Below are 17,151 nucleotides of genomic sequence, written 5' to 3'. Positions count from 1 at the left end.
CCGCCGGCCGGGCCGCCGACACCCCAACCCCCGGGTGCCGGAACGGCGCCGCTCAGCGACGGGTAGTCGGACGGCGAAGGTGGCGGCAGCGGGGCAGCTCCGGGCTGCCCGGGAACCGGCGGCCGGTTGATCGGCGGTGCCGCCACCGGCGGCGTCACCGGCCCGGGCGCGGACGACGACGGCGCGCCCCGCTGCTCGGCGACCGCCGCCCAGGGCGGTACGACGGGCCCGGCGCCCCGGTCGGCCGGATCCGGTGGCCAGAGTGGTTCGATGTCCCGCTCCGGCACCGGCTGCTGGCCGTGCACCTGCGCCCGGTCGGCGTTCTCGTCCATTAGGGCCCTCCCCAGTCCTCCTGCGAGGATAGGCGCATCCGCCCACGAGGGGCGGTCGGCGCAGCCGAGGTCGGCCGCTCCGCGCGGCCGGAGGTCAGATCGACCAGACCGCCCAGGCGCCCGGCTCGACCCACCAGGAACGCTTCCGGGTCAGCTCGCCCTCGACACCGTCGTCGAGGTACGGCACCTTCCCCTCCCTGGGCAGCACCGAAACCGCCCGGCCACGGGCCCGCCGCACCTCGAGACGTACCCGTTTGCGGCCGAACGCCGACCGGACGACAACCGGCACGGCAACCGCGACCTCGACCTGGCCGTCGGCCGGGTCCGGTGCGGTCAGCAGCGTCACGTCGTCGAGCGTCGCGTAGCCGCCGGCGTTGGCGACCGCGCAGGCCAGCAAGGGCTCGTCACCGTCGGTGAGGATGGCGTCGTCGACCTCCACCCGAGCCCGCCAGTGCAGCGGCCGTCCGGCGTCGTCGGCGGCACCGAGCAGAGCGCCGTCCAGCGTCACCGAACCACCGTCGTTGCGCAGCAGGTCCAGTCGGCGCGGCGTGCCGTCCAGCACCGCGGCGGCCACCACCGCCGGGTCACGGGGCAGCCCGAGCTGCGCGGCCAGGTCGCGGTGGGTGCCGCCACGGGCCGGGTCGAGCGGGAGTACGGCCACCGGCGGCAGGTCGGGCAGAGTCCGGTTGCCGGGCAGATCCGCCGGGCGCTTGCTCGGCGCCGGGGCGTACCGCCGGACCAGCCGGCGCAGCACGGCGCGCAACTGCCCGTCGTTGGCCGTGGCGACGACCAGCCGGGTCTTGCCGTCGGTGTCCGGCCAGGTGAGCCCGTCCGGGCGGGCCGGACCGTCGAGCCGGGCCAACACCGCGTCGATCTCCGCGTCCGAGCGGGCGGTGACCATCTCGACCCGGGCGCCACGGGCGTTCAGCGCGTCGGCGCAGGCCAACACCGGCACCCGCGGCCGCTCGGTGACGCACCGTTCGGTGTCGCCGCCGGCGCCGGCCTGGGCTGCCTGGCCGGTGTCGGTGTGGCTGGTGTGGGTGTGGCTGGTGTCGGCCTGGTTGGTGTGAGCCTGGCCGGTGTCGGCCTGGCGCGTCGCGCTGTTGTCGGTCGGGCTGTTGTCGGTCTGGCTTGTCGGGTCGGTGGCGGCCTCCGCCGCACCGCCGCAGCAGGCCCCGCCGCTGCCACAGCCCCCGGGAGCGTCCCGCTCCGAACCGAGGGTGAGCAGCACCACGTCGTACACGGAAGGAGCCTCCTGCCTCTCGACGCGACCCCTGCCGGCCGCGCCGTCACTACTTGTTAACCTGACACCCCGGGCTCGCCAACCGGTCGCCACCTGGCACCCGAGCCTTCTGGAGGCGGAAAAGATGCCAGCGATCGTGCTCATCGGCGCTCAGTGGGGCGACGAGGGCAAGGGCAAGGTTACCGACCTGCTGGGTGAGCGGGTCGACTACGTCGTTCGCTACTCCGGCGGCAACAACGCCGGCCACACGGTGATCACCCCGGACGGCCAGAAGTACGCGCTGCACCTCATGCCGTCCGGAGCGCTCTCGCCCAACGCGATGATCGTCATCGGCAACGGTGTGGTGGTCGACCCGAAGGTGCTGCTCGCCGAGATCGACGGCCTCGCCGAGCGTGGCGTCGACGTGTCCCGACTGCGGATCTCCGGTGACGCGCACCTGATCATGCCGCACCACCGGGCACTGGACCGGGTGATCGAGCGCTACCTCGGCTCGTCCCGGATCGGCACCACCGGCCGGGGCATCGGCCCGGCGTACGGCGACAAGGTCGCCCGGATCGGCATCCGCCTGCAGGACCTGCTCGACCCGGGCATCCTGCGCAAGAAGCTGGAACTCGCGCTGCGCGAGAAGAACCAGATCCTGTTCAAGGTCTACAACCGCAAGGCGATCGACCTTGAGGCGACCGTCGAGGAGTACCTGGCGTACGCGGAGCGGCTCAAGCCGTACATCGCGGAGACCCGGGCGATGCTCTGGGACGCGCTGGACCGGGACGAGACGGTCCTGCTGGAGGGTGCCCAGGCCACCATGCTCGACATGGACCACGGCACGTACCCCTTCGTGACCTCGTCGAACCCGACCGCCGGTGGTGCCTGCGTGGGTGCCGGCATCCCGCCGACGGCGATCAACAAGGTCATCGCGGTGAGCAAGGCGTACACCACCCGGGTCGGCGCGGGACCCTTCCCGACCGAGCTGTTCGACGCCAACGGTGAGCACCTGCGCAAGATCGGCGCGGAGTACGGCACGACCACCGGGCGGGAGCGCCGGTGCGGGTGGTTCGACGCGGTCGTCGCCCGGTACGCCTGCCGCCTCAACGGTGTCACCGACCTGGTCATCACCAAGCTTGACGTGCTCACCGGTATGCCCAAGGTGCCGATCTGCGTCGGCTACGAGATCAACGGCGTCCGGGTCGACGACATGCCGATGAGCCAGACGGACTTCCACCACGCCAAGCCCGTCTACGAGGAACTCGACGGCTGGTGGGAAGACATCACCAAGGCAAGGACCGCCGCCGACCTGCCGGAGAACGCCCGCCGCTACATCGCCCGGGTAGAGGAACTCTGCAACACCCAGGTGAGCGTCGTAGGCGTAGGCCCAGGCCGAGACGAAAACGTGGTCCTCCACCCCCTCCTCCCCTAACCCACGGCGCCCCCCAGGCCACCCACCCACCCACCCACCCACCCACCCGCCCACCCTGGTGATCAAGAAGTTTGCGTCAGGAATCCGCGTAAAATTGACGGAAACCTCTTGATCACCAGGGTTGGCAGGCGGTTATCCCCAGGGCTGCTGAGGTTATCCACAGGGGCTTCGGTTGGACGGGGTGACTCGGCAGGGTGTGGGGGTGGGACAACACCAACTTCTTCGTCGTATCGCGGCCGGGCAGGACGGGATGATCACCCTGGGTCAGGCGTTGCGTGCCGGCCTGACCAGGGACCAGGTCCGACAGCTGCACCGATCCGGCAGGTGGCGACGGATTCTGCGCGGCTGCTTCGTGCTGGACGTGGAGCTGAGTGAATCGACGCTGCGGCGCGCACGGATCCGCGCCGCAGCCGTCAGCCTCGGCCCAGGTGCCTTCGCTGTTCTGGACACTGCGCTGGAGCTGCATGGAATTGCGGGTCTCTGGCGGACCGCGCAGGTCCACGTCTCGGTACCGGTCGACCGACCCCGGCCCCGGCGCGCCCTGGCGCCGTGGCTGACCGTGCATCAGGTGACTGTCAGCCCTGGCGATATCGGTGAGGTTGCTGGCATTCGGACGACCTCTCCGCTCCGCACCGTCTCGGATGTGGTTCTGCGGGTTGATCGGTATCCCGCGGTCTCAGTCCTCGATTCGGCGCTGAACCAGCGACGTATCGATCCAGCGCAACTGGCGGCGATCCCTAGACTCATTCGGGGGCGGCGAGGCGCGGTTGCGGCCCGCACCTACCTGGCCGAAGCGGACGGGCGGGCGCAGTCACCGCTGGAGACCCGTAGCCGACTGCGATGCATTGACGGACGGGTTCCGCCAGACACCCTCCAACTTGAGGTACGCGACGACGACGGATACCTGCTCGGCATTGGCGACCTGGGTTGGCGCGGCCCCAGAGTGATCGCCGAAGCGGATGGTCGTGACGCGCACGGCACTGTGCAGGCGGCCTTTGCCGACCGTCGCCGTCAGAATCGCCTGGTCAACGCTGGTTGGACCATCCTCCGCTTCACCTGGCAGGACACCCTGCACCCCACCTACATACCTCACACGGTCCGCCAAGCGATTGCGGCTGCCCGACACCAGCAACGCTGATCAAGAAGTTTTGCGTCAGACATCGGCCCGTTTTTGACGCAAACCTCTTGATCACCGACGGCGGGGCGGGCGGGGTGGGACGGGGTGGGGTGGGCGGCGGCTGGGCGGTGTGGGTGGGGTTGGGGTGGGGGACAGTAGGATCTCGGTCGTGCGGGTTCTCTTGGTTGGTGGCGGTGGGCGGGAGCATGCGCTCGCCCTCGGGTTGGTGGCGGATCCGGCTGTTTCCGCGGTTGTTGCTGCGCCTGGCAACCCGGGGATCGCGAGCCTGGCCGAGCTGCGGACGGTTACTCCGACAGATCCGGCGGCGGTGGCGGCGCTGGCCGTGGAGACCGCTGCTGACCTGGTGGTGATCGGGCCGGAGGCACCGTTGGTTGCCGGGGTCGCCGATGCTGTCCGCGCCAAGGGCATCGCCGTGTTCGGTCCATCCGGCGCGGCCGCTCAACTGGAGGGCTCCAAGGCGTTCGCCAAGGACGTCATGACCGCCGCCGGCGTGCCGACCGCTCGGGCGTACGTCTGCACGGACGAGGACAGCACCGCTCGGGCGCTGGACGAGTTTGGCGCCCCGTACGTGGTGAAGGACGACGGGCTGGCTGCCGGCAAGGGCGTGGTGGTGACCGACGACCGGTCCGCCGCGCTGGCCCACGCGAACGAGTGTGGTCGGGTCGTGGTCGAGGAGTTCCTCGACGGCCCGGAGGTCAGCCTCTTCGTGGTCACCGATGGTGAGGCGGCGCTGCCGCTGCTGCCAGCCCAGGACTTCAAGCGCCTCGGTGACGGCGACACGGGGCCGAACACCGGTGGCATGGGGGCGTACGCGCCGTTGGCCTGGGCGCCGCCCGGCCTGGTCGACGACGTCATGCGCGACGTGGTCCACCCGACGCTCGCGGAGATGCGCCACCGGGGCACCCCGTTCGCTGGTCTGCTCTACGTCGGGCTCGCGATCACCGCTGCCGGCCCCCGGGTGATCGAGTTCAACGCGCGCTTCGGTGACCCGGAGACCCAGGTGGTGCTCGCGTTGCTGGAGACCCCGCTGGGCGGGCTGCTGCACGCGTCGGCCACCGGCACGCTGGCCGAGCATCCGCCGCTGCGGTGGCGGGACGGCAGCGCCGTCACCGTGGTGCTCGCCTCCGCGGGCTATCCGGCCGCGCCGCGCACCGGCGACGTCATCACCGGCGCGGACCGGCCGGGCATCATCCACGCGGGCACCGCCCGCCGGGCCAGCGACGGCGCGTTGCTCTCCGCGGGCGGCAGGGTTCTCTGCGGTACGGCCACCGGCTCCGACCTGGCCGCCGCGCGGGACGCCGCGTACGCGTTGGTGGACGGGGTGGAGTTGGCCGGCTCGCAGCACCGCACCGACATCGCCGCCGCCGCCCTCGACGGCCGGATCACGATCCCAAGCTGAGCCGGCCAAGCTGAGCCGGCCGGGCTGGATGCCGGCCGGGCTGAAAGCCGGCCGGGCTGAGCGCCCGCGGAGCTGTGAACTGAGCGGCGACTCAGCCGTAGTAGCGGCGCAGTTCCCGGGCGAGCACCTTGCCGGTGGCGTTACGGGGCAGGTATTTCACGAAGATCACGTCCCGAGGGACGCTGAAGCGCGCCAGATAGTGCCGGACGTACTCGCGTACCGCCTCGGGGTCGAGCGTCTCGTCGGGGTGCAGGGCGAGGAACGCGGACAGGCGCTGGCCGTACTCGGGGTCGGGTACGCCGATCACGGCCACTTCGCGGACCTGCGGCAGTTGGGCGAGCAGATCCTCCACCTCGGAGGGGAAGACGTTCTCGCCACCGGAGACGATCATGTCGTCGGCCCGTCCGTCGACGAAGAGCAGCCCGTCGGCGTTGAGCCGGCCGAGGTCGCCGGTGTCGAGCAGGCCGTCGTGGGTTTCCCGGTTGACGCCGGAGGTGTAGCCCTCGAAGAGCATCTCGTTGCCGACGAAGATCCGCCCGACGCGTCCGGCCGGCACCGGCTGGCCGGCGTCGTCGAGCATTTCCAGCCGGGTGCCGTGGGGTGGCCGGCCGGCGGTGGTGGGTGCCTGTCGCAGGTCCTGCGGGTCGGCGATCGACGCCCAGGAGACCTCGGTGGAGCCGTAGAGGTTGTACAGGACGTCGCCGTAGGCGTCCATGAACTTCGGCGCGAGCCCGCCGGGCAGGGCCGAGCCGCTGACCGCGACGACCTTGAGCGGGGGGCGCGGGTCCGGCGGGGGCACCTCCAGCAGTCGCTGCACCATCACGGGTACGGCGAACAGCGCGTCGCACCGGTTGGCGGTCAGGGCGGCGAGCGTGGCGGCCGGGTCGAAGCGTCGGTGCAGCACGATGGTGGCCCGCAGTGCCAGGCAGACCTGGAGGGCGGCGAACCCCCAGGTGTGGAAGATCGGTGCGGCGATCATCACCCGGTCCCGGGCGTGCAGCGGGATGCGGTCGATGATGGACACCAGTGGGCCGAAGCCGCTCGGGGTGGGACGGCGGGCGCCCTTGGGCGTACCGGTGGTGCCGGACGTGAGCACGATGATCCGGCCGTCCCGCTCCGGCGGGTGCAGGTCACCCGGCAGCGCGCCGGCCACCAGCTCCTCGCGGGTGCGTTCGTCGAGCCGGGGCAGCTCGGCGGGGAGACCGAGGACCCGGTCGGCGAACTCGTCGTCGTGCACGAGCAGTCGCAGCCTTTGCTCCTCGGCGACGGTGCCGAGCTGGGCTGCGGAGAGGCCGGTGTTGACCAGCACCGCGTCGACGCCGAGCAGGGTGGCGGCGACGATCGTCTCGATCAGCCCGTGGTGGTTGCGGCAGAGCACGCCGATCCGGTCGCCGGCCTGCACGCCGAGCCCGGCCCGCATCGACCTGGCCATCCGTTCGGCCCGGTCGAGCAGGTCGTGGTAGGTCAGCTCGACGCCGTCCTCATCGATGACCGCCGCGCGGCCGGGGTCCCGGGCGGCCGCCTGGCGCAACTCGCCCGCCAGGCTCCATCCCCAGGTACGCAGGGCGTTGAGCTGCGAGGCGACCCGGACCGGGCTGCCGGGGGTGAGCAGCCCGCGACGGGTCAGGGTGGCGATGACGAACGGCAGGTCCATGCCGCAGACCTCCTAGGGTGGTGCGCGGACGGGGCAGTGGCCTGCCCGTCCATCAGGGCTTCTTCCTTGATCATGCACTGGGCGCGGCTGAAGGCCCAGTTGGCGTCGGCGCGGGGTGACGAAGACGGCACAGATCGTGGAATCCGGGCCACCGTCGGCCCGACCCTCCTGGTGAGGCGCCGGGCCGACGGTGGTCAGCGGATCTGCATCCCGGAGATCGCCCGGGAGATCACCAGTCGTTGGATCTCCGAGGTGCCCTCGAAGATGGTGTAGATCTTGGCGTCCCGGTACCAGCGCTCGACCGGGTGGTCGCGCAGGAAGCCCGCCCCGCCGAGTAACTGCACCGCCTTCTCGGTGACCGACACCGCCACCTCGCCGGCCTTCAGTTTGGACATCGAGCCCTCACCCGCGGTGAACGGGCGGTTGTTGCGGCCCATCCACGAGGCACGCCAGACCAGCAGCCGCGCCGCGTCGATCTCCATCCGCATGTCGGCGAGTGCGAACGCGACCGCCTGGTTCTCGATGATGGGTCGTCCGAACTGGACCCGGTCCTTCGCGTAGTCCAGGGCGTACTCGTAGGCGGCCCGGGCCACACCGAGCGCCTGCGCGCCCACCGTGGGTCGGGACAGCTCGAACGTGCGCATCGCGGCCTGGCCGGTGGCCCGCTGACCGGATCGGGCCCGGTCGAGGCGTTCCAGCAGTGCGTCCCGCCCGCCGAGCAGGCAGCGGCCGGGCACGCGTACGTCGTCGAGGAAGACATCGGCGGTGTGTGACGCGCGGAGGCCGAGTTTGCGCAGCTTGCGGGTGGCGGCCAGGCCGGGGGTGCCCGGTGGTACGACGAACGCCGCCTGGCCTCGGGAGCCGAGCGTGGGGTCGACGGAGGCGGTGACCACGTGCACGCCGGCGATCCCGCCGTTGGTGGCGTACGCCTTCTGGCCGTTGAGCACCCATTCGTCGGTGGCCTCGTCGTAGACGGCCCGGGTGCGCATCGCGCCGACGTCGGAACCGGCCTCGGGTTCGCTGGTGCAGAACGCAGCGACGGTCGGCGAGTCGACGTCGCCGAAGCACTGCGGCACCCACTCGACCATCTGGTCGGGGGTGCCGGCGCCGTAGATGGCGGCGACGGCGAGGGAGGTGCCGAAGATGGACAGGCCGATGCCGGCGTCACCCCAGAAGAGTTCCTCGCTGGCGATCGCCAGGGAGAGCCCGGTCGGGTCGGCCCAGCAGGTGGCGAGGAACTCGAAGCCGTAGAGGCCGACCTTGGCGGCTTCCTGGATCACCGGCCACGGGGTTTCCTCGCGCTCGTCCCACTCGGCGGCGGCCGGGCGCACGACCTCGGCGGCGAAGCCGTGCACCCAGTCGCGTAGATCCCGCTGTTCCTCGTTCAGGTCGAGCGAGAACTCAGCCATGTCAGGCCTTGGGGATGTCGAACAGGTTCGCGATGTTGGCGGCGAGGCCGAGGTCGCCCTTCGCCTTCAGCTTGCCGGTCATGAACATCATCACCGGGTTGGCGCCACCGGAGACGATCTTCAGGAACTCGACCGGGCCCATGGTGAGGCTCAGCTTCGGGTCGTGCTGCGGGGTCTCGTTCACGACGCAGGTGCCGTCGGCGATGACCACCTCGTAGGTGTCGCTGCCACCGTCGGGGCGACCGGTGATGACCCAGTGGATGACCGCGTTGGTCGAGCCGGCCCGGTCCGCGCGGAACAGCGACGGCATACGGCCGAACACCTCGCCCAGTACCTTGTCGCGCAGGTCACCGGACATCACCTGAGCGATCTTGTCGTCCGGGGTGGACTTGACCAGCTGGGCGAACTCCTTGGGGCCGACGTTGGCGAAGGTGGCCGGGTCGAAGTCAGTCATCAGGTGCGCCTTCCGAAAGATTGGCTACTCGCGCGTAACCCTACGCACGAGTAGGTATGCTCGCAAGGTGTCCACCGTTCCCGCGTTCAAGCGCCTGCCACGCGCCGTCCGCGAGCAGCAGATGCTCGACGCGGCCGTGAAGGTCTTCTCCCGTCGCGGCTTCCATGCCGCCAGCATGGACGAGATCGCGGAGGATGCCGGCATCTCCAAGCCCATGGTGTACGCGTACCTCGGCACCAAGGAGGAGCTGTTCGTCGCCTGCCTGCACCGGGAGGGCACCCGGATGATGCAGGCCATCGCGGGAGCCGCCGCCCCCGACCTGCCGGCCGACGAGCGGCTCTGGCGTGGGCTGAGGGCGTTCTTCGGCTTCGTGGGCGCATACCGGGACGGCTGGGCGGTGCTCTACCGGCAGGCCCGGGGCGAGCAGCCGTTCGCCGGGGAGTTGGCCACCATGCGGGCCCGGCTCGTCGAGGTGGTCGCCGGGATGCTCGACCACGCGTTGCGCGCCGAGGGCCGTGAGATCGCCGCCGTCGACCTGGAGGTCGTCGCGTACGCCCTCGTCGGCGCGACCGAGTCGCTGGCCGACTGGCTCGCGGACCACCCGGACGCCGACCCGGAGAAGACGGCCACCCGGATGATGAATGTGGCCTGGCTCGGTGCCGCCCAGCTCCTGCACGGGGCGACCTGGCGGCCACCGGTCGACTGACCGCCCGCCCGTCACCGCACCGGGGTCCGACCCAGCGGCTCGGTCACCGGTGCAGGCCGCGCGGACCGGCGACGGTTGCGCAGCCAACGGACCACCTCGACGATCAGCGTCACCGTCAGGGCGAGGCCCAGGCCGAGCAGGAGACCGCGCAGCGGGTCCTGCTCGAAGGCCAGCCCGCCGACGTAGCCGACCAGCGCCGAGTAGAGCCCCCACGAGCCGGCGGCGAGCGCGTCGAAGGCCAGGAAGCGTCGGCGGGGGTAGTGCACCGCGCCCATGGTGAGGGTGACCGCGGTCCGGCCGCCCGGCACGTAGCGGGCCACGGTGAGGATCAGCCCGCCGCGTGTCGCGATTCCCCGCCGTGCCCACTCGATGGCGGCCCGGCGTCGTCCGTCGGGCGGCAGCCGGTCGAGCAGCCGCGTGCCACCACTCCGCCCGATGGCGTACGAGACGTGGTCGCCGACCAGCGCGCCGGCGGCGGCCACCAGGATCACCGCGGGCAGGTACGGCGCGCCGGAGGCGGCGAAGACTCCGGCGGTGATCACCGCCGTCTCGCTCGGCACCACCGGAAAGAAGCCGTCGAGCACCGCGATCGCGAAGATCGCCAGGTACACCCAGGGCGAGGACATCGTCTCGTGCAGCAGGTCGAGTAGATCCATGGTCGTGATGCTGGTGTGGGCGGCGGCTCCCGCCATCGGCCAGTGGTCAGACGGGCACCACTACTTAGGTCGCATCCGGCCCCGACGGCGGGTAGGGGTGATCCCCCACCCCACCCCGGTCTGGCTGCGCGGGACGCCTCGATCCGTCCGCAGAGCCCTAAGCTCGCTGCGTGGCCTCCAGCGCCGTCGCCGTCCGGCGGGCCGTCCAGCGGTACGCCCCGGTGCTGCTCGCCGTCACCGTCGCGGCAGCCGTCTGGGCCAGCTCGACCGGTGCCATCGGCGTCCGCTCGTCGCTGCCGGGTGTCGTCTCGCTGCTCCTCGCGGGGGCCTCGGGTTGGGCCGCCGGCATGATCGGGACGCGCCGCTGGCCGTTGTACCTGACCGCTGCGGCGGGCTGGCTGGTGCTCGCCGCCGCGGCGGCCGGGGTGGTCGCGTCGTACCAGGCGGGTCTGCGGCTGCGTGGTCGACGGCTTGCCGGCTTCCTCGCCGCCGCGGCCCTGGTGCTCGCCGCTGGGGTGCTGGTCGGGCTGGAGGTGGGCGGCACCCGCCGGATCACCACCGCCACCACCGGCAACGTGCTGTTCCTCGCCGTCTGTCTGGTCGGGCTCCCGTTGGTCTTCGGCCTCTGGGTGCGGGCACGCCGGGACGTCCTCGCCGCACTGCGCGACCGGGCCGAGCGGCTGGAACGCGAGCAGGAGGCCCGCACCGACCAGGTCCGTGCCGAGGAACGGACCAGGATCGCCCGGGAGATGCACGACGTGGTGGCGCACCGGGTCTCGTTGATGGTCGTGCACGCCGGGGCGCTGGAGGTGACCGCCGCGGACCCGGCGACCGTCGAGGCCGCCGCGCTGATCCGGACGACCGGTCGGCAGGCGCTCACCGACCTGCGCGAGGTGCTGGGCGTGCTGCGACAGGCCGGCCCGGCCGTGGTGCCGGAGCGCGGGATCGACGCGTTGGACGAGCTGATCGGGGAGTCCCGGGCCGCCGGGCTGCGGGTGTCCCGGTGCGACGAGGGCGTGCCGACGGCACTTCCGGCGACGCTGGGGCGTACCGCGTACCGGGTGGTCCGGGAGGCGTTGACGAACGCGCGCAAGCACGCCGCGGACGCCGAGACGGTCGTCGGCCTGCACTACCTGCCCGACGGGCTGGAGGTGGTGGTCCGCAACGGTCCGTCCGAGGGCGGGTCGGCGCTGCCCGGTGCCGGCCAGGGGCTGCTCGGGCTGCGCGAGCGGGTGGAGCTGCTCGGCGGCCGACTGGAGGCCAGGCCGGTGGACGGCGGCTTCCTGGTCCGGGCCCTGATCCCGCTGGCGGGCGCGGCGTGATCCGGGTGGTGGTGGTCGACGACGAGCACCTGGTGCGCGCCGGCCTGCGGCTGATCCTGGAGGCGGCGGAGGACATCACGGTCGTCGGTGAGGCGGCGGACGCTGCCGGCGCGCTGGAGCAGGCCCACCGGTTACGCCCCGACGTCGTGCTGCTCGACGTGCGGATGCCGGGCGTCGACGGGCTGACCGTCGCGCCCGAGGTGGTCTCCGCCGGGCCGAAGGTGATCATGTTGACCACATTCGACCTCGACGAGTACGTACACCGGGCGCTCCGGGCCGGGGCGGTGGGCTTCCTGCTCAAGGACACTCCGCCCCGCGAGCTGGCCGCCGCCGTCCGTACGGTGGCCGCCGGCAACGCGATGCTCGCCCCGACGGTGACCCGACGCCTGATCAGCTCGTTCGCCGAGCGTGGTCCGGCCCGTCGGGACGCGGCACGTCAGCGGCTCGCCCCGCTCACCGCGCGCGAGCTGGAGATCGTCCGGGAGGTGGCGCGCGGGCTCGGCAACGCCGAGATCGCCCGACGGTTGACGATGAGCGAGGCCACCGTGAAGGCGCACGTCAGCCGGGCGCTGGCGAAACTCCAGGCGGGCAATCGGGTGCAGCTGGCCATCCTGGTGCACGACGCCGACCTGCTGTGACGGGTGGCAGGTCGATCCGGGCCCGTCAGTGGCGGGCGGCGGCGCGGCGGTGCGCCCGGTGCCGCAGCCACCGGACGCCCTCGATGCCCAGCGTGACGATCACCGAGAGGCCGATCCCGGCGAGGACGCCCTTCACGGGGTGGCGCTCGAAGGCCAGCCCACCGAAGTAGCCCAGCAGCCCGCAGTACAGGGCCCAGGTGACCGTCGCGATCACGTCGTAGAGCAGGAACGACCGGCGGGGGTACCGCACCGCGCCCATGGTGAGGGTGACCGCCGTCCGGCCGCCCGGCAGGTAGCGGGAGGTGGTCAGGATCAACCCGCCGCGCCGGTTCAGCGCGCGGCGGGCCCACTCGGAGCTGGCCCGCCGTCGGCTGCCGTCGGGAAACCCGGCGAGCCGGTTCGCGCCACCACCGCGCCCGATCGCGTAGGAGACGTGGTCGCCGGCGCAGGCGCCCAGCGCGGCGGCGACGATCACCGCCGCCAGGTTGGGGTTGCCGCTGGTGGAGAGCACGGCGGCGGTGATGACGGCCGCCTCACCGGGTACGGCCGGGAAGAACGCGTCGACCGCCGTGAGCCCGAAGATCAGCAGGTACACCCATGGCGAGGTGACCAGCTGTCGGAGCAGGTCGAGCGCGGAGTCCATGCCCCCCATGCTCGCCGGGTGCGCCCCGCCCGGTGGCCGAGTCGGCGGATCACCCCCTCCGGTCCCCTGCGTCAGCCCGAGCCGACCAGGAGCTGACGGACCGCCGTGGGCGATCAGGCCGACCGGACCAGGGCGGGTGGGGCGAGCAGCGGGCCGTGCGGGGTCTTGTCGTCGGCGGTGGGGCCGTGGGAGGTCAGCACCACCGGGGCGCCCAGCTCCGTGCCGACCGCCTCCGCCCAGTCCGTCGGTGGGTCGTCGTAGAGCGGGCGGGAGCGCAACAGCCGGGCGGTGAGCGCGGCCTGCCGGTCCAGGTCACCGGGTGGGCCCGGGGTGAGCCGGTCGGTGGTGTCGTAGCGGCGGCAGATCCGCAGCTCAGGGCCGGCGAGGTCGAGGTGGGTCAGTGCCAGGCCGTCGACCCTACCGGCGGCGGCGAGGGCGTACCGGTGGGCGACCGCGTCGAAGTGACCGAACCGGAACCGGCCCTGCCACGGGTTCGTCGGATTGTGCGGATCGGCCAGCGGCAGGGTCGGGTCCTCGGTCACCAGCGGGCCGGCCCCGTGCCGGGTGGTGACCAGCCGGAGCACCCCGATCCGGGTCGCGCCGCCGGCCTGGCCCGCCTCGGCCAGCAGACTGTCGGCGTTGGCGAACGTGGTGGTGCTCCACGTCGTGTACGGGTGGAAGCCGTGCCACTCGTCGAGCAGCACCCCCTGCGCACCCTCGAAGACGCAGGTCCCCGCGCGCAGCGCCCCGGCGAGCCACGTCCCGTCGACGACCGCGACCCGTCCGGCGAAGCCGGTGAACGCGGGCAGGCAGTCCTCGACCGGTGGCGCGTCCAGTGGGCCGAGCTCGGCGGTCAGCCGGTCCCGCAGGACGGTCAGTCGGCGGCGCAGCAGCGCTGGGCTGCGGCAGTCGGCGACCCGGGGCGCGTCGTGCGGGTGGGCGAGACCGTACGCGACGGCCTCGCCCACCCCCAGCCCGCAGGAGCCGTGCCGGTCGGCTCCCCGGGCGATCTCCCGGGCCTGGTTGGCGGCCCGGTGGTACGGGGTGGCGAGCAGCGCGTCTCCGTCGACGGTCAGTCGGTCGAGCGCGTCGGTCACCCCTACCGTGGCGAGGTGGTCGGCCTCGGCGGCCAGCGCCAGCGGGTCCACCACGACGTGCCGCGACAGGTGCGTACGGACACCGCGATGGAACGTCCCGGCACCGAACTGCGCGAACGTGTGGTGCCGCCCGTCGCGCAGCACGACGTTGTGCGCCGCCTGCGCGCCCCCGTTGAAGCGGACCACCGTGTGGACGGGGCGGGTGGCGCAGAGCCAGTCCACCACCGTGCCCTTGCCGGCGTCCCCGTAGCCGAGGTCGACCACCGCCACGTGCCTCACAGCCTCTTCACCCCACCGGCGGTGTCGGTGAACGCGGGCAGCGTCGACACCTCGGCCCGCCGTCCACGGCCGAGCCGGGCCAGGGCTTTCGAGACGGTGCCGGTGGCGCTGGAACCGGCGTGGTCCAGGTGGCGCAGGCCCTCGTCCAGGTCGATGGCCTGCTCGCCGAGGCCGATGGTGAGCGCGATGGTCTCGCAGACCGCGTCGAGGTCGTCGAGCACGACGGTGTTCTGCCCGAGCAGGTCGCGCCAGAAGTCGAGGACCTTGGCGCTGCCGGCGTAGTGGCTGCCGGCGGGGAGCAGGTAGTAGGTGTCCCAGCGGCGGGTCACCTCGTCGACGATCTGCCGCAGCGGCACGTCCTCGGCCAGGTCGTCACCGATCAGGCGGGTCACCTCCTGGCTCTTGACCCGCTGGTACGCCAGCTCGTCGCCGATGATGAACAGGTAGCCGCGCCGGCCGCGCTTCTCCCAGTTGTCCGTGGCGGTGTGCCGGGCCATGAAGTACATGGCCAGCTCGTACGACTCGCTCATCTGCCCGCCGCCACCGCCCTCCAGCACGATCCGGCCGAGGTCGTCGTCCATCCGGTTGTCCGACTCGAACTGCCCGACCTGCAACGGCACCCGGTCGCAGGTGGCGTCGCCGATCGCGCCGAACATGATCTGCGGGTCGCTGGCGTAGCCCTGCCGTTGCAGCAGCCCGAGCAGCTGCGGCAGCTTGGTCTGCAGGACGCGCGGCACCGTGCGCATCGAGCCGGTCACGTCGAAGAGCACCGCGACGGGAGTGGACTGCGGGTGCTCGTCGGAGTCACGGCTCTCGCGCATCGCGTCACGGGGGTCGAGCGCGGCGTGCACGGTGCGCGCCCCGCTGTCGCTGTAGGAGAAGGCGCTCCGGCCGGTGGACCGGCGGTAGCGGTCGGCGGCGTCGTACACGTCGGTGGACCAGATTCCACTGCCCATGACAGCTCCTTAGGGGGTGAGGGTGAAGGGTCGAAAGGTGCGTGGCCCGTAGAGCCGTTCCAGCACCTGGTCGAGTTCGCGCAGCAGACGCCAGGCGTCGTCGGGTCGGGCGTCCAGCGACCGCTGTCGGCAGCCCTCCGCGAAGGCGTGCAGCTCGCGGGGCGCGCGTGACCCCATCAGCCAGCTCATGCAGCGGCTGGCCATCGCGATGTCGGTGCCCGGGCCGCAGGGTCGCTTGCGGGGGACCTCCTCCGGGTACCAGTCCGAGTGGCCGGGCACCATGTACCACGCGGAGTCGTGGCCGGGCACCATCGCCGGGATCGTGGTGCCGGTGGGCGCGGAAAAGCACCAGTCGACCAGCACGACGCCGTGGGCGTCCGGCTCGATGAGCACGTGTCGCGGCAGGACCGCGCCGTGCACCACGCCCGCCCGGTGGGCCAGGCCGAGCACCACCAGCAGCCGCCGCCACATCCAGGCCGCGTCCCGGGGGTCCAACCCGCCGGGGTACGCGCGCCGCACCTCGTCGAGGTCGTGCAGCCCGGGTGCGGTGGCGAGCACGGTGATCCGCCGTTCGGCGCCGGAGGCGGCGTCGCGGTGCGGGAACTCGTCGACGAGCCGGGGCACGTACGGCAGGTAGCGGGGGTCGCCGCGCTCGGCGATGGTGCGCAGCGCGTGTGCCTCGCGGGCCATCAGGTCGTTGTCGGTCGGCCGTCGGGGGAGCTTGAGCAGCCGGTCGGCGCCGACGTCGTAGAGGTCGGCCAGGTCGCCCGAGTGGGCCGGCGCGCCGAGCCGGTAGTCGCCGAGAACGGTGACCTGCCGGGCCTGCCAGCGGGTGGTGACGTGGACGAACGCGTCGAGTGCCTCGGCGCGTACCGCCGGGTCTGCCGGCAGGCGGTCGGGGTGCAGGGCCGCGACCAGCTCGCGGTAACGCCGGGCCGGCTGGTCCGTGCCGAACAGGTCGGCGTCGGTGCGGGCGGCCGTGACCAGGTCGATGGCCGCCGCCGTCCTCATCGCACCGTCTCCTCGCTGGCGGGGCGCAGCAGGGCCGGGTGCAGCAGTCGGGCGTCACCGGCCCGGTAGAGCCGGGCGCGGGGGCCGCCCCGGGCGCCGCCGCGCTCGGTGCTGGCGCCGGTGCTCTCCACGAAGCCCGGCACGGAGAGCACCTTGCGGTGGAAGTTGCCGGCGTGCAGCGGGTGACCCCAGACCGTCTCGTAGACGGCACGCAGCTCGCTGATGGTGAACTCGGCGGCGAGGAAGCGCGTGGCGAGCGGCGTGTATTCCAGCTTGGAGCGGGCCCGTTCCAGCGCGTCGTCGATGATCCGGCCGTGGTCGAAGGCGAGCTGCCGGCTGGTCAGGGCGGTCACGGGCAGCCAGATCGCCTCGTCGGCGTCGGTGCCGGCGGCCGGGTCCGGCAGGTCGGGGGCGAACGCGAGGTGGGCGATCGAGACGACGCGCATCCGCGGGTCGCGGTCGGGCGTGCCGTAGCTGCCCAACTGCTCCAGGTGTACGCGGCGCAGCCGCTCGCCGCCGAGCCCGGTCTCCTCGGCCAGCTCGCGCCGTGCGCCGGCGGTCAGGTCCTCGTCGGGGCGGACGAACCCACCGGGCAGTGCCCAGTGCCCCTCGAAGGGTGCCTGGCCACGCCGGATCAGCAGCAGGTGCAGCGCGTCGTCGCGGATGGTCAGCGCCACCACGTCGACGGTCACCGCGACCGACGGATAGGCCCGGGGGTCGTACGCGGCCAGAAACTCCTGCTCGTTCATCGCGTCTCTCTCATCTTGAGAATATCTCTCTGTGAGAACAACTTAGCCCAT

16 protein-coding genes and 1 pseudogene are annotated in these 17,151 nt (G+C 72.4%); 6 read left to right on the top strand and 11 right to left on the bottom strand.

Annotated elements, in window-relative coordinates:
• Both LADH09A_RS02170 and LADH09A_RS02165 read right to left on the bottom strand, forming a co-directional pair.
• A pseudogene (locus LADH09A_RS02170) lies at window positions 1-332 on the bottom strand (chromosome partitioning protein); the annotation flags it as partial.
• Between the two features lie 94 nt (window positions 333-426).
• Entirely contained in the window at window positions 427-1,575 is a 1,149-nt protein-coding gene (locus LADH09A_RS02165) for a diacylglycerol kinase family protein (protein WP_238643040.1), read from the bottom strand.
• Window positions 1,576-1,699: 124 nt separating this feature from the next.
• Here LADH09A_RS02165 and LADH09A_RS02160 point away from each other — a divergent pair, with 124 nt between their 5' ends.
• From LADH09A_RS02160 to purD, 3 genes are all read left to right on the top strand, one after another.
• Complete coding sequence (locus LADH09A_RS02160; protein WP_238643039.1) at window positions 1,700-2,989, top strand: adenylosuccinate synthase; 1,290 nt, start codon at window positions 1,700-1,702, stop codon at window positions 2,987-2,989.
• A gap of 181 nt (window positions 2,990-3,170) precedes the next feature.
• The gene (locus LADH09A_RS02155; RefSeq protein WP_372492208.1) at window positions 3,171-4,127 is read left to right on the top strand and encodes a type IV toxin-antitoxin system AbiEi family antitoxin; all 957 of its coding nucleotides are present in this window, start codon (window positions 3,171-3,173) and stop codon (window positions 4,125-4,127) included.
• A 148-nt stretch (window positions 4,128-4,275) separates the two neighbouring features.
• The gene (gene purD, locus LADH09A_RS02150; RefSeq protein ID WP_238643037.1) at window positions 4,276-5,526 is read left to right on the top strand and encodes a phosphoribosylamine--glycine ligase; all 1,251 of its coding nucleotides are present in this window, start codon (window positions 4,276-4,278) and stop codon (window positions 5,524-5,526) included.
• 91 nt (window positions 5,527-5,617) lie between these two features.
• Here the strand turns inward: purD and LADH09A_RS02145 are convergent, their stop codons facing one another.
• The 3 genes from LADH09A_RS02145 to LADH09A_RS02135 all read right to left on the bottom strand — a co-directional run bounded on the left by LADH09A_RS02145 (window position 5,618) and on the right by LADH09A_RS02135 (window position 9,043).
• Window positions 5,618-7,180, bottom strand: coding sequence for an AMP-binding protein (locus LADH09A_RS02145; protein ID WP_238643036.1), 1,563 nt, complete (start codon window positions 7,178-7,180; stop codon window positions 5,618-5,620).
• 194 nt (window positions 7,181-7,374) lie between these two features.
• Complete coding sequence (locus tag LADH09A_RS02140; RefSeq protein WP_238643035.1) at window positions 7,375-8,589, bottom strand: acyl-CoA dehydrogenase family protein; 1,215 nt, start codon at window positions 8,587-8,589, stop codon at window positions 7,375-7,377.
• 1 nt (window position 8,590) lies between these two features.
• Window positions 8,591-9,043 (bottom strand): SCP2 sterol-binding domain-containing protein, encoded by a 453-nt coding sequence (locus LADH09A_RS02135; RefSeq protein WP_238643034.1) that lies wholly within the window; start codon window positions 9,041-9,043, stop codon window positions 8,591-8,593.
• Window positions 9,044-9,110: 67 nt separating this feature from the next.
• On the opposite strand from LADH09A_RS02135, the gene LADH09A_RS02130 reads away from it, so the two are divergent.
• Window positions 9,111-9,749, top strand: a complete 639-nt coding sequence (locus LADH09A_RS02130; RefSeq protein ID WP_238643033.1) for a TetR/AcrR family transcriptional regulator — start codon at window positions 9,111-9,113, stop codon at window positions 9,747-9,749.
• An 11-nt stretch (window positions 9,750-9,760) separates the two neighbouring features.
• On the opposite strand, the gene LADH09A_RS02125 is transcribed toward LADH09A_RS02130, so the two are convergent.
• A complete protein-coding gene (locus LADH09A_RS02125; protein WP_238643032.1) occupies window positions 9,761-10,405 on the bottom strand; it encodes a DedA family protein in 645 nt (214 codons plus the stop codon).
• A 170-nt stretch (window positions 10,406-10,575) separates the two neighbouring features.
• Between LADH09A_RS02125 and LADH09A_RS02120 the strand changes: the two genes are divergently transcribed.
• Complete coding sequence (locus LADH09A_RS02120) at window positions 10,576-11,727, top strand: sensor histidine kinase (protein WP_238643031.1); 1,152 nt, start codon at window positions 10,576-10,578, stop codon at window positions 11,725-11,727.
• Window positions 11,724-12,365, top strand: a complete 642-nt coding sequence (locus tag LADH09A_RS02115; RefSeq protein WP_238643030.1) for a response regulator — start codon at window positions 11,724-11,726, stop codon at window positions 12,363-12,365. The genes LADH09A_RS02120 and LADH09A_RS02115 overlap by 4 nt, the downstream gene beginning before the upstream one ends.
• Window positions 12,366-12,390: 25 nt before the next feature.
• On the opposite strand, the gene LADH09A_RS02110 is transcribed toward LADH09A_RS02115, so the two are convergent.
• The 5 genes from LADH09A_RS02110 to LADH09A_RS02090 form a co-directional block, all read right to left on the bottom strand.
• Window positions 12,391-13,008 (bottom strand): DedA family protein, encoded by a 618-nt coding sequence (locus tag LADH09A_RS02110; RefSeq protein ID WP_238643029.1) that lies wholly within the window; start codon window positions 13,006-13,008, stop codon window positions 12,391-12,393.
• 113 nt (window positions 13,009-13,121) lie between these two features.
• Entirely contained in the window at window positions 13,122-14,384 is a 1,263-nt protein-coding gene (locus LADH09A_RS02105) for an adenylosuccinate synthetase (RefSeq protein ID WP_238643028.1), read from the bottom strand.
• Window positions 14,381-15,340 (bottom strand): hypothetical protein, encoded by a 960-nt coding sequence (locus LADH09A_RS02100; RefSeq protein WP_238643027.1) that lies wholly within the window; start codon window positions 15,338-15,340, stop codon window positions 14,381-14,383. The genes LADH09A_RS02105 and LADH09A_RS02100 overlap by 4 nt, the downstream gene beginning before the upstream one ends.
• 9 nt (window positions 15,341-15,349) lie before the next feature.
• Window positions 15,350-16,351, bottom strand: coding sequence for a BUD32 family EKC/KEOPS complex subunit (locus LADH09A_RS02095; protein WP_238643026.1), 1,002 nt, complete (start codon window positions 16,349-16,351; stop codon window positions 15,350-15,352).
• Entirely contained in the window at window positions 16,348-17,100 is a 753-nt protein-coding gene (locus LADH09A_RS02090) for an NUDIX hydrolase (RefSeq protein WP_238643025.1), read from the bottom strand. Before LADH09A_RS02090 ends, LADH09A_RS02095 begins: the two co-directional genes overlap by 4 nt.
• Between the last annotated feature and the right edge of the window lie 51 nt (window positions 17,101-17,151).

This window comes from Micromonospora cabrerizensis (genome assembly GCF_022230955.1).
Taxonomy (GTDB): domain Bacteria; phylum Actinomycetota; class Actinomycetes; order Mycobacteriales; family Micromonosporaceae; genus Micromonospora; species Micromonospora cabrerizensis.
Note: the sequence above shows the minus strand (reverse complement) of the source record. Positions and strands in the feature narration are given on the sequence as shown.